The organism is Salinicola sp. CR57, from assembly GCF_003206585.1.
GTDB classification, from domain to species: Bacteria; Pseudomonadota; Gammaproteobacteria; order Pseudomonadales; family Halomonadaceae; genus Salinicola; species Salinicola lusitanus.
Genome location: NZ_PZJL01000015.1, coordinates 130,100 through 141,222 on the forward strand (window position 1 = coordinate 130,100; position 11,123 = coordinate 141,222).

The window sequence follows — 11,123 nt, forward strand, 5'->3', positions numbered from 1 at the left end:
TCGCCGCTGACGAATGACTCAGAGCCATCGATGAGCGACGCGCCGACCCTGCTGCTACCTGACTGGCTCGCGCCGAGCACCGTGGGTGCCCTCGTCACCACGCGCGAGACCGGGCCCAGCCGTGGCGATTTTGCGGCTTTCAATCCGGCGGCGCACGTCGGGGACGATCCCCAGTCCGTGATTAGCTGCCGTGACCGGCTGGCGGCGGAGGTCGGCGACGAGCGGCCGCTGCTATGGCTCGATCAGGTGCATGGCGCACGCGTCATGCAGAACTTCCAGGACGGGTACCGGCAGCATCCGCCCCAGGCCGATGCCTCGGTGGCGTTCGATCGCGGCCACGCCTGCGTCATCCTGACCGCGGATTGCCTGCCGGTCTTCTTCTGCGATCGCCAGGGAACGCGGGTCGGGTTGGCCCATGCCGGCTGGCGCGGGCTGGCGGGGGGCGTGCTGGAGGCGAGCGTGGCGGCACTGGGTGTCGATCCGGAGGAGCTGATGGCGTGGATGGGGCCGGCCATCTCCAATGCCCAGTTCGAGGTCGGCCCGGAAGTCTTCGAAGCCTTCGTGGCACTGCAGCCGGAAGCCGAGATGGCTTTCGAGCGCAGCCCTTATCGCCTGGGGCATTACATGGCGGATCTCTACCGGCTCGCCCGACTTCGGCTGGAGCGTGTCGGCGTGCATTCGATCAGCGGCGGTCATTTCTGCACCGCCTGTGAATCTCGTTTCTACTCCCATCGCCGCGATGACGGCCGTACCGGGCGCATGGCCAGCATGATCTGGCTGCGCTGATTCGCCTTCACGGTCGCCGGAATCTCCTCGCTCCATGAATCTCATTCGTCTGTGGCGTTCTGTCGCGGCGAATTTTTCATTCGCTTCGCTTGAAAAGATCCAACATACCTCCATTTAAGTGTCAACTAATGAATAACCGAGCCGCCGGGTCATGACCTGCAACGGCTCCTTGGAGGCGAAGATATGCGTATGGATCGCATGACGACCAAGCTGCAGAACGCCCTGGCCGAAGCGCAGTCGCTGGCGGTAGGGCGAGGACACAACCAGCTCGACCCGGGGCACCTGCTGATGGCACTGCTCGAGATGCGCGATAGCGGCATCAAGGGTCTGGTACAGAAGGCGGGCGGCGACGTCAGCCGGTTGCGGGAAGGGCTGGCCGGCTATCTCGACAAGCTGCCCGAAGTCGGCCAGTTCGATGGCAACGTCAGCATGAGCCAGGACCTGGCGCGGCTGTTCAACCTGGCCGATCGCGAGGCCCAGACCCGCGGCGACCAGTACATCGCGATCGAGCTGGTGCTGCTCGCGGCGCTGGACATGAAGAATGGGCTCACCAAGGTGTTGACCCAATCGGGTCTGGACCGCAAGCGACTGGCCACGGCGATCGGCGAGCTGCGCGGCGGCGCCAATGTCGATGATGCCAATGCCGAAGAGAAGCGGGAGGCGCTGGAAAAATACACCCTCGACCTGACCGCCCGGGCAACCGAGGGCAAGCTCGATCCGGTGATCGGTCGCGACGACGAGATTCGGCGCACGATCCAGGTCCTGCAGCGTCGCACCAAGAACAATCCGGTGTTGATCGGCGAGCCAGGCGTAGGCAAGACCGCGATCGTCGAAGGGCTGGCACAGCGTATCGTCAATGGCGAGGTGCCCGAGGGGCTGAAAGAGAAGCGAGTGCTCTCTCTCGACATGGGCTCGCTGCTGGCGGGCGCCAAGTTCCGTGGCGAGTTCGAGGAGCGACTGAAGTCCGTGCTCAACGAGCTGTCGAAGGAAGAGGGGCGCGTCATTCTGTTCATCGACGAGCTGCACACCATGGTCGGTGCCGGCAAGGGCGAGGGCGCGATGGATGCCGGCAACATGCTCAAGCCGGCGCTGGCCCGCGGCGAACTGCACTGCGTCGGCGCGACCACGCTCGACGAGTATCGCCAGTACATCGAGAAGGACGCGGCCCTGGAGCGGCGCTTCCAGAAGGTGCTGGTGGACGAGCCCAGCGAGGAGGACACCATCGCTATCCTGCGCGGGCTCAAGGAGCGCTACGAGGTTCATCACGGGGTCGACATCACCGACGGGGCGATCATCGCCGCGGCCAAGCTCTCGACCCGCTACATCACCGACCGGCAGCTCCCCGACAAGGCGATCGACCTGATCGACGAAGCCGCATCGCGCATTCGCATGGAGCTCGACTCCAAGCCGGAGGAGATGGACCGGCTCGACCGGCGCCTGATCCAGCTCAAGATGGAGCGCGAGGCGCTGAAGAAGGAGACCGACGAGGCTTCGCGCAAGCGCCTCGAGAATCTCGAGACCCTGATCACCGAACTCGAGCGCGAATACGCCGATCTCGAGGAAGTCTGGAAATCCGAGAAAGCCAGTATTCAGGGCGCGGCCCAGTACAAGGCCGACCTCGAGCAGGCGCGCATCGACCTGGAGGCCGCCCGGCGCCAGGGCGACCTGGGAAAAATGTCGGAACTGCAGTATGGCGTGATCCCGAGGCTCGAGCAGCAGATCGCGGAGAGCAGCGACAGCGACGGTGCGGACACCTCGACGCATCAGCTGCTGCGCTCCAACGTGACCGAGGAGGAGATCGCCGAAGTCGTGTCGCGATGGACCGGGATCCCGGTCTCCAAGATGCTCGAGGGCGAGCGCGACAAGCTGCTGCGCATGGAAGAGGCCCTGCACGAGCGAGTCATTGGGCAGGACGAAGCGGTCAAGGCGGTTGCCAATGCGGTGCGCCGCTCGCGTGCCGGGCTGTCCGATCCGAACCGGCCCAACGGTTCGTTTCTGTTCCTCGGCCCCACGGGGGTGGGCAAGACCGAACTGTGCAAGTCGCTGGCCAACTTCCTGTTCGATACCGAAGAGTCGATGGTGCGCATCGACATGTCGGAGTTCATGGAGAAGCACTCCGTGGCCCGTCTGATCGGCGCGCCGCCGGGCTATGTCGGCTATGAAGAGGGCGGCTATCTGACCGAAGCCGTGCGTCGCAAACCCTACTCGGTGCTGCTGCTCGACGAGGTGGAGAAGGCGCATCCGGATGTCTTCAACATCCTGCTCCAGGTGCTGGAGGATGGGCGTCTGACCGATGGCCAGGGGCGCACCGTCGATTTCCGCAACACGGTGATCGTGATGACCTCGAACCTGGGCTCCGACGTGATCCAGCGGATGGGCGGGGAGGAGAGCGACTATTCCGCCATGCGCGATGCGGTGATGACGGTGGTGGGCAACCACTTCCGGCCGGAGTTGATCAACCGTATCGACGAGGTGGTGGTGTTCCACGCCCTCGGCCAGGAGCAGATCCAGGCGATCGCCTCGATCCAGCTCGACCGCTTGCGTAGCCGCCTGGCCGAACGCGATCTCAAGCTCGAGGTCAGCAGTGATGCGATGGCGCAACTGGCCGTGGTCGGCTTCGACCCGGTGTTCGGGGCGCGTCCGCTCAAGCGGGCGATCCAGAGTCGGATCGAGAACCCGCTGGCGCAGGACCTGCTTTCGGGCCGGTTCCTGCCGGGCGATACGATTCGCGTCCGCGCCGATGGCGATCATCTGGTGTTCGACAAGTAATGACCAGGCCCGGCGGTGCGCCGGGCCTGTCGTCACTCTCCAATTCTGAAGCTACGGTCGCGTCCTGACCGTTTCCTGCCCGTGACGCTTGGCGTCACGGGCATTTTTAATGTCCCGATTCACCCTTCGGCGACAGCTTCTGCTGCAGTTTCTCCAATGATATCCCCTTGGTCTCCGGCATCAGGAAGGCGACGAAGACGATCTGCAGCACCATCATGAAGGCGAAGAAGGCGAAGACCGGACCGCCGTTGAAGATCCCCAGTACCCATGGCGTCACCAGGGTGATGACGGCGGCGAAGAACCAGTGGGTGAAGCTGCCGAGCGACTGGCCGCGTGCCCGCTCGCGGTTGGGGAATATTTCGGAGATGAAGACCCAGATCACCGTGCCCTGACTGATGCCGTGGGCCGCGACGAACAGGCACAGCTGCAACGGGATCAACGCGCCGCCCAGGTTATCGGTGAAGAAGGCGTGGGAGATGATCGACAACGAGATGATGTAGCCCACCGAGCCTATATACATCAGTGTCCGCCGACCGAAGCGGTCGATCAGGGCCATGCCGATCATGGTGAAGATCACCATGATCAAGCCGATGCCGGCGGTCGACAGCAGGGCTGCGTTATCGCCGAGCTGGGCGGCCTCGAGAATGCGCGGCGCGTAATAGAGCACGAAGTTGATGCCAGTGAACTGGTTGAAGAAGGCGATCAGGAAGGCCAGGACGATGGGGAGTCGATAGCGGCGCGAGAAGAAGCGCGAGTGGACCTTGTTGTCCTCGCGGTCGGCCGCCTGGATCTCCTCGATCTGTGCTTGGGTATCTCGCTGCGGATCGATCTGGTTCAGCACGTCGGCGGCGGTGCGCGTGTCCCCCTTGTTGAGGATCAGCCAGCGCGGGCTCTCCGGTACCTTGAGCAGCGCCAGCGTGTAGACGAGGGCCGGGACGGCCTCGACACCGACCATCCAGCGCCAGGCGTCATCGCCCAGCAGGCTGCCGAGGATGGCGTTGGAGACGTAGGCCATGAAGATCCCGAACACCACGTTGAACTGATAGAGCGCCACCAGATTGCCGCGCCTTTCGGCCGGCGCGATCTCGGAGATGTAGGCCGGCGCGGCGACAGAGGACATCCCCACCCCGAAGCCACCGATCAGGCGGAAGAACGAGAACCAGAACGGATCGGTGGCCAGAGCCGAACCCAGCGCGGAGATGAAGTAGAGCACGCCGATGATGAAGAGGGTCGCGCGCCGGCCCAGCCGGTCGGTCGGCCAGTTGCCGAAGATCGCGCCGAGCACCGTTCCCCATAGCGCCATCGACATGATGAACAGGCCGTGCTGAAGATCGCTCAGCCCCCACAGCTCCTGAATGGGCTTGTCCGCGCCGGATATCACGGCGGTGTCGAAACCGAAGAGAAAGCCTGCCATGGCCACGAACGCGGACCATTTCACGATGGGGGACATGCGCGTTACTCCATAGGATGGGATTGTCCACGAGCTCATCGATCGGCGCCTCGAACTCGTTGCCAGCTGAAATTCAGTACAGCAGTGATGGCGGCGAGGCGCTGCGCGAAGCCCCTCAACTTTAGTCGATGCCGCTAGCGCGAAGCGGGCGCTCGAATCGTTCGCGTCTCGGCCGTGGGCGCCGGAGGTTGACAGTCCCGTGGCGCTGGTGGAATCTAGGCGGTTCCTGATTGCGGGCGCAGCCAATGACGGGCGATCCCCGGCCGCTGCGTGAAGGGTAGGTTCCGAGCGACCTCTACCCGCCTGTCGAAGGATATCTTTCTGAGGAAAGAAGGGCGCGGGCCACACGCCTGTTCCCGCCAACCCCGATACGGCGATCTGCCGTGTCAGGAGCCGTCGGTGCCAAGGTGCCAACGGTTCCTAAGAGTGCGGGTCCCCACCCCGGGCCCAGGACGCCAGGAAATGGCATCAGGCGCCGACATTCAACCGTCGGCAGCGGCGTATCGCCGTGATTGAGCTTCGTGTTCGTGAATCGCGCCAACCATTCACGACCTGGGTTCTGTCATCAGAACCGCGAAGCGGCACTCGAACTTCCAGGGGAGACTCACCAGTGGAATTACTTTCCGGCGCCGACATGATCGCCCGCTTTCTGAAAGACGAAGGCGTCGAGCGCATCTATGGCTACCCGGGCGGAGCGGCGTTGCATATCTACGATGCCCTGTTTCGCCAGGATAGCGTTCAACACATTCTCGTTCGTCATGAACAGGCCGCGACCCACGCCGCCGATGGCTATGCTCGCGCCTCCGGCAAGCCCGGCGTGGTGCTGGTCACGTCCGGTCCGGGCGCGACCAACGCCGTTACCGGCATCGCCACGGCCTACATGGACTCGATCCCGATGGTGGTGCTGTGCGGCCAGGTCGCCAGCCACCTGATCGGGGAAGATGCCTTCCAGGAAACCGATATCGTCGGCGTGACTCGTCCAGTGGTGAAGCACAGCTTCTCGATCCGCCACCCGAGCGAGATCCCCGAAGTCCTGAAAAAGGCGTTCTACCTGGCGGCCACCGGCCGACCCGGCCCGGTGGTGGTGGATATCCCCAAGGACATGACCGCGCCCACCGAGCGTTACGAATACGTCTACCCGAAAAAGGTCAAGATCCGTTCCTACAACCCGGTGACCCGCGGGCATAGCGGCCAGATCAAGAAGGCCGTCGACATGATGCTCAAGGCGCGTCGGCCGGTGTTCTATACCGGTGGCGGCATCGTCACCGGGCGGGCCAGCGAAGCGTTGACCGATCTGGTCCAGCGGCTCGGCTTCCCGATCACCACCACGTTGATGGGAATCGGCGGCTATCCCCAGGGCGATCACCAGTCGCTGGGCTGGCTCGGCATGCACGGCAGCTATGAAGCCAACATGGCGATGCATCATGCCGACCTGATCGTCGCCATCGGCGCGCGCTTCGACGACCGCGTCACCAACAACACCTCGAAGTTTTGCCCCACCGCGAAGATCGTGCATGTCGATATCGACCCCAGCTCGATTTCCAAGACCGTGCGCGCGGACGTGCCCATCGTCGGCGCGGCGGGCAGCGTCATCGACGAAATGATCAGCCTGGTCCAGGATCGCGAAGCGTCCAACGCCGAAGCGCTGGGCGAGTGGTGGAAGAGCATCGAGGGCTGGCGGGCCGAGCGCGAAGGCAAGCTCTACGAGCCTTCGAAGGCGGGCGAAGCGCTCAAGCCCCAGGAGGTGATCGAAGCGGTCTATCGCGCCACCCGCGGCGAAGCCTTCGTCACCACCGATGTGGGTCAGCACCAGATGTTCGCGGCCCAGTACTACAAGTTCGCCAAGCCCAACCGTTTCATCACCTCGGGTGGCCTCGGCACCATGGGCTTCGGCTTTCCGGCGGCGATGGGCATCAAACTCAGCTATCCGCAGGACGATGTGGTCTGCTTCACCGGCGAAGGCAGCTTCCAGATGATGATGCAGGAGCTGTCGACCTGTAAGCAGTTCGATGTCGGCGTCAAGATCGTCAACCTCAACAACCAGTCGTTGGGGATGGTGCGCCAGTGGCAGGATCTCAACTACAAGTCCCGCCACGCCCACTCCTACATGGAGTCGCTGCCGGACTTCGCCAAGCTGATCGAGGCCTACGGCTTCACCGCGATCAAGGTGACGACCTTGGATGAGCTGGCGCCGGCGCTGGAGCGTGCCTTCGCCGATACCAACGAGCTCGTGTTCCTCGATATCTATGTCGACCCCTTCGAACACGTCTATCCGATGCAGGTGCCGCTGGGCTCCATGCGTGACATGCTGCTTTCGAAGACGGAGCGGACCTGATGCGCCATATCATCTCGATTCTGCTGGAAAACGAACCCGGCGCCCTGTCCCGCGTGGTGGGGCTGTTTTCCCAGCGCAACTTCAACATCGAAACCCTCAACGTGGCGCCGACGGAGGATCCGTCGCTGTCGCGGCTGACCGTTACCACGGTAGGTGACGACCGGGTGATCGAGCAGATCACCAAGCATCTCAACAAGCTGATCGACGTGGTCAAGCTGGTCGACCTGACCGAGGGCAACCATATCGAGCGCGAGCTGATGCTGGTCAAGGTCAAGGCGTTGGGTGCCGCGCGCGATGAAGTGAAGCGTACGGCGGATATCTTCCGTGCCCAGATCGTCGACGTCACGCCGAGTGTCTATACCGTGCAGATCACCGGCGATGCCGGCAAGCTCGACGCCTTCGTCCAGGCGATGGCGCCGATCGGTATCCTCGAGGTCGCGCGGACCGGGGTATCCGGCATCGCGCGTGGCGACAAGCTGCTCACGTTGTAGGTGACCGGTGGTGGACCGACGCCCGGCGGAAGCGATTCCGTCGGGCGTTTTGCGTTTGTCGTCGCTCCGGCGGGCCGGGTCAGTTCGGCAGCTGAGCCCATAGCGCGTCGATCAGCGCACTCTTCAAGCGGCGTTTGAGCACGCACAGGCCGACGTCGTAATGAGGCAGCTCCGGCTTGACCGGCAGGATCATGATGCGGTCCAGCAGCGGGCTGTTGTCGAGCACGATACGTGGCACGATGCCGACGCCGAACCCCAGCCCCACCATGCTGACAATGGCTTCGTTGCCGGCGACCTGGGCATAGATGCGAGGGCTGATCCCCATGGCACGGAACCAGGTATCGGCGTGATCTCGTGACAGGCCCGATTCCGACAGAATCATCGGCACCCCTTTCCACTGCGACGGGGTCGGTATATCCGGCGTCTTCGGCAGCCAGTCAGCACCATCGCGCGGGGCGATGAAGACCAGCGGCGATGTCGCCAGCGGCTTGAACGCCAGCGCATCCGACAGGCTGCGCGGGCGCGCCGTGATGGCGATGTCCTCCTGTTCCGCCTGGACGCGGGCGATGGCATCCGCCGGGTCTCCGGTGTGGAGCTTGATCTCGATGCGCGGGTGGCGCAGCCGAAACTCGCTGAGCAGTCGATACAGGAAGCTGTAGCTGGCGGTGACCGAGCAGTAGATGCTGATTTCGCCGGCCAGCTCACGGGTCTCTGCCATCAAGGTGGCCTGCATCGCCTGCCACTGCTCCAGCGTCTCCCGGGCGTAGGTGTGGAATAGCAGGCCTTCCCGCGTCAGCGTGACGTGACGGTTGTCGCGCTCGAACAGCGTGACGCCGAGCGTCTCCTCGAGCTGGCGAATCGAGCGGCTTAGCGTCGATGGACTGATATGGCAGGCATCGCTGGCCCGGCCGAAGTGGAGGTGGTCGGCCAGTGCCAGGAAGTGGGTAAGCGGGCGGTAGTCCATGGTCGTTTCACATTTTGAAATGTCGCATTGCAAATATAGCGTTTTACGCAACGTATCGCCTGGCTTATCGTGGCGTCAGGCTGAAGCGACGGGCACCGCGACAGATGGCGCCAATGGCCATCAACGCCAAGGGTTGTTCAGTACGACAGTTTCGAGCAGAACGCTCGCCAGAACCGACTTCCGGAGTTCGATATGCACGTTTATTACGACAAGGATTGTGACCTCTCCCTGATCCAGACCAAACAGGTCACGATCGTCGGCTATGGCTCCCAGGGCCACGCTCACGCCAATAACCTGAAGGAGTCCGGTGTCGACGTGACCGTCGGCCTGCGCAAGGGCTCTTCCTCGGCAGCCAAGGCCAAGAGCGCCGGCCTCAAGGTCGCCAGCGTCGCGGAAGCGTGCAAGACCGCCGACGTCGTCATGATCCTGGCGCCGGATGAAAACCAGAAGACGATCTACGAGCAGGAGATCGAGCCGAATCTGAAAGAGGGTGCCACCATCGCCTTCGCCCACGGCTTCAACATCCATTACAGCCAGGTCGAGCCGCGCGCCGATCTCGACGTGATCATGGTCGCGCCCAAGGCGCCGGGCCACACCGTGCGCTCTGAGTTCGTGCGCGGCGGCGGTATCCCCGACCTGATCGCGATCCACCAGAATGCGTCCGGCCAGGCCAAGGAGATCGCGCTCTCCTACGCGGCAGCCATCGGTGGCGGTCGCAGCGGGATCATCGAGACCACCTTCAAGGACGAGACCGAGACCGATCTGTTCGGCGAGCAGGCAGTCCTCTGTGGTGGCGCCGTGGAACTGGTCAAGGCTGGCTTCGAAACCCTGACCGAAGCTGGCTACGCTCCGGAGATGGCCTACTTCGAGTGTCTTCACGAGCTCAAGCTGATCGTCGACCTGATGTACGAAGGCGGCATCGCCAACATGAACTACTCGATCTCCAACAATGCCGAGTACGGTGAGTACGTGACCGGCCGCGAGATCATCAACGAGAGCTCGAAAGAGGCGATGCGCAAGGCGCTCAAGCGCATCCAGGATGGCGAGTATGCCAAGATGTTCATCGCCGAGGGCGCCTGCAACTACGCCTCGCTGAATGCACGCCGCCGTCAGACGGCCGAGCATCCGGTCGAGCAGGTCGGTGCCAAGCTGCGTGCCATGATGCCGTGGATTACGGCCAACCAGCTGGTCGACAAGAGCAAGAACTGATCACCGATCGGTCGATGGCTCATGCGGGGGCGCGACGACAGTCGCGCCCCCGTTTTGTTTGACGGGTTTTGCTTTCTCGCAGGCATCTGTCGCGATTCCCGCTAGGCTGTAGAATGAGTCGGCTACAATGCCTTGGCGCACTCGACACTAAAGGACTCGCTTCATGACGCAGGATGACCGCCACCACGAGCAAGAGCCCGAGACGATCACGATCGGGGCCACGTCTCCGCTCTTCGATGATGAAGACGAAGTCATCGAGGAAACCGTCGAGAACGGTAAGCGCATCCGCCGCCGCGGTATCTACTTGTTGCCCAACCTGTTCACGCTTTCGGCGCTGTTCGCTGGCTTCTACTCCATCGTTGCTGCGATGAACGGGGATTACGCCAAGGCAGCCATCGCCATCTTCATCGCCATGGTGCTCGATGGGCTGGACGGCCGTGTCGCTCGACTGACCAATACCCAGAGTGCGTTTGGCGCCGAGTTCGACAGCCTGGCCGACATGGTCTCGTTCGGGATGGCACCGGCGCTGGTCGCGTTCACCTGGATATTGCAGGACATCGGCAAGATCGGCTGGATCGCGGCATTCATCTTCGTCGCGGGCGCCGCACTGCGCCTGGCACGCTTCAACGTTCAGATCGGCAGCACCGACAAGAAGTGGTTCGTCGGCTTGCCCAGCCCGTCGGCAGCGGCCATCGTGGCTGCCTGCGTATGGGTCTTCCACACCTTCGATGCCGAGTCGTTGGGCTTCAAGGTGCTGATGACCGTCGTGGTGGCCGCCGCCGGCGTGCTGATGGTCAGCAACGTGCGCTACCACAGCTTCAAGGAGATCGATTTCAAGGGGCCAGTACCGTTCGTGTTCCTGCTGGCGATCGTACTGCTGTTCGTTTTGATCTCCATCGAACCCTCCGTGATGCTGCTGACATTGTTCGGTTGCTATGTCGTGTCGGGGCCGATACTGGCACTGGGACGCTTGAACAAGGCGCGTCGAGAGAAGCGTCGTAGTGAAGCGGGCGGGCAGAACGCCCAGGATGACTAGCGTCGGACAAGATTCGAATCGCTGAAACGCCCGCCCCGTGCGGGCGTTTCGGTCTCTGGGGGTTGGTAGCGGGAGGGTGTGTC

At 63.1% G+C, this 11,123-nt stretch carries 8 protein-coding genes; 6 read left to right on the top strand and 2 right to left on the bottom strand.

The annotated features are described in order from the left end of the window. Positions 1 to 30: 30 nt before the first annotated feature. Both pgeF and clpB read left to right on the top strand, forming a co-directional pair. Entirely contained in the window at positions 31 to 786 is a 756-nt protein-coding gene (gene pgeF, locus DOM56_RS19140) for a peptidoglycan editing factor PgeF (RefSeq protein WP_110710553.1), read from the top strand. Positions 787 to 969: 183 nt separating this feature from the next. After that, positions 970 to 3,555: an ATP-dependent chaperone ClpB gene (gene clpB / locus DOM56_RS19145; RefSeq protein ID WP_110603421.1), complete on the top strand. Its 2,586-nt coding sequence runs from the start codon at positions 970 to 972 to the stop codon at positions 3,553 to 3,555. A 106-nt stretch (positions 3,556 to 3,661) separates the two neighbouring features. Here the strand turns inward: clpB and DOM56_RS19150 are convergent, their stop codons facing one another. Continuing rightward, complete coding sequence (locus DOM56_RS19150; protein ID WP_110710554.1) at positions 3,662 to 5,005, bottom strand: sugar porter family MFS transporter; 1,344 nt, start codon at positions 5,003 to 5,005, stop codon at positions 3,662 to 3,664. Positions 5,006 to 5,615: 610 nt separating this feature from the next. On the opposite strand from DOM56_RS19150, the gene DOM56_RS19155 reads away from it, so the two are divergent. Beyond that, the gene (locus DOM56_RS19155) at positions 5,616 to 7,340 is read left to right on the top strand and encodes an acetolactate synthase 3 large subunit (protein ID WP_110603424.1); all 1,725 of its coding nucleotides are present in this window, start codon (positions 5,616 to 5,618) and stop codon (positions 7,338 to 7,340) included. Continuing rightward, positions 7,340 to 7,831 carry an acetolactate synthase small subunit gene (gene ilvN, locus DOM56_RS19160; RefSeq protein WP_110603426.1) on the top strand — a complete coding sequence of 164 codons (492 nt, stop codon included), beginning with the start codon at positions 7,340 to 7,342 and terminating at the stop codon, positions 7,829 to 7,831. The genes DOM56_RS19155 and ilvN overlap by 1 nt, the downstream gene beginning before the upstream one ends. Before the next feature lie 79 nt (positions 7,832 to 7,910). Here the strand turns inward: ilvN and ilvY are convergent, their stop codons facing one another. Then, on the bottom strand, positions 7,911 to 8,795 hold the full coding sequence (gene ilvY / locus DOM56_RS19165) for an HTH-type transcriptional activator IlvY (protein ID WP_110710555.1): 885 nt from the start codon (positions 8,793 to 8,795) through the stop codon (positions 7,911 to 7,913). A 192-nt stretch (positions 8,796 to 8,987) separates the two neighbouring features. On the opposite strand from ilvY, the gene ilvC reads away from it, so the two are divergent. After that, entirely contained in the window at positions 8,988 to 10,004 is a 1,017-nt protein-coding gene (ilvC, locus tag DOM56_RS19170; RefSeq protein WP_110710556.1) for a ketol-acid reductoisomerase, read from the top strand. Positions 10,005 to 10,167: 163 nt separating this feature from the next. Continuing rightward, a complete protein-coding gene (pssA, locus tag DOM56_RS19175) occupies positions 10,168 to 11,040 on the top strand; it encodes a CDP-diacylglycerol--serine O-phosphatidyltransferase (protein ID WP_110603431.1) in 873 nt (290 codons plus the stop codon). Positions 11,041 to 11,123 lie beyond the last annotated feature (83 nt).

What these genes read in the sequence shown, in the direction of transcription:
- clpB (WP_110603421.1), top strand. Translation starts at nt 970, where the DNA reads ATGCGTATGGATCGCATGACGACCAAGCTGCAGAACGCCCTGGCCGAA.
- ilvC (WP_110710556.1), top strand. Translation starts at nt 8,988, where the DNA reads ATGCACGTTTATTACGACAAGGATTGTGACCTCTCCCTGATCCAGACC.
- pssA (WP_110603431.1), top strand. Translation starts at nt 10,168, where the DNA reads ATGACGCAGGATGACCGCCACCACGAGCAAGAGCCCGAGACGATCACG.
- ilvN (WP_110603426.1), top strand. Translation starts at nt 7,340, where the DNA reads ATGCGCCATATCATCTCGATTCTGCTGGAAAACGAACCCGGCGCCCTG.
- pgeF (WP_110710553.1), top strand. Translation starts at nt 31, where the DNA reads ATGAGCGACGCGCCGACCCTGCTGCTACCTGACTGGCTCGCGCCGAGC.
- DOM56_RS19150 (WP_110710554.1), bottom strand. Translation starts at nt 5,005, where the DNA reads ATGTCCCCCATCGTGAAATGGTCCGCGTTCGTGGCCATGGCAGGCTTT.
- ilvY (WP_110710555.1), bottom strand. Translation starts at nt 8,795, where the DNA reads ATGGACTACCGCCCGCTTACCCACTTCCTGGCACTGGCCGACCACCTC.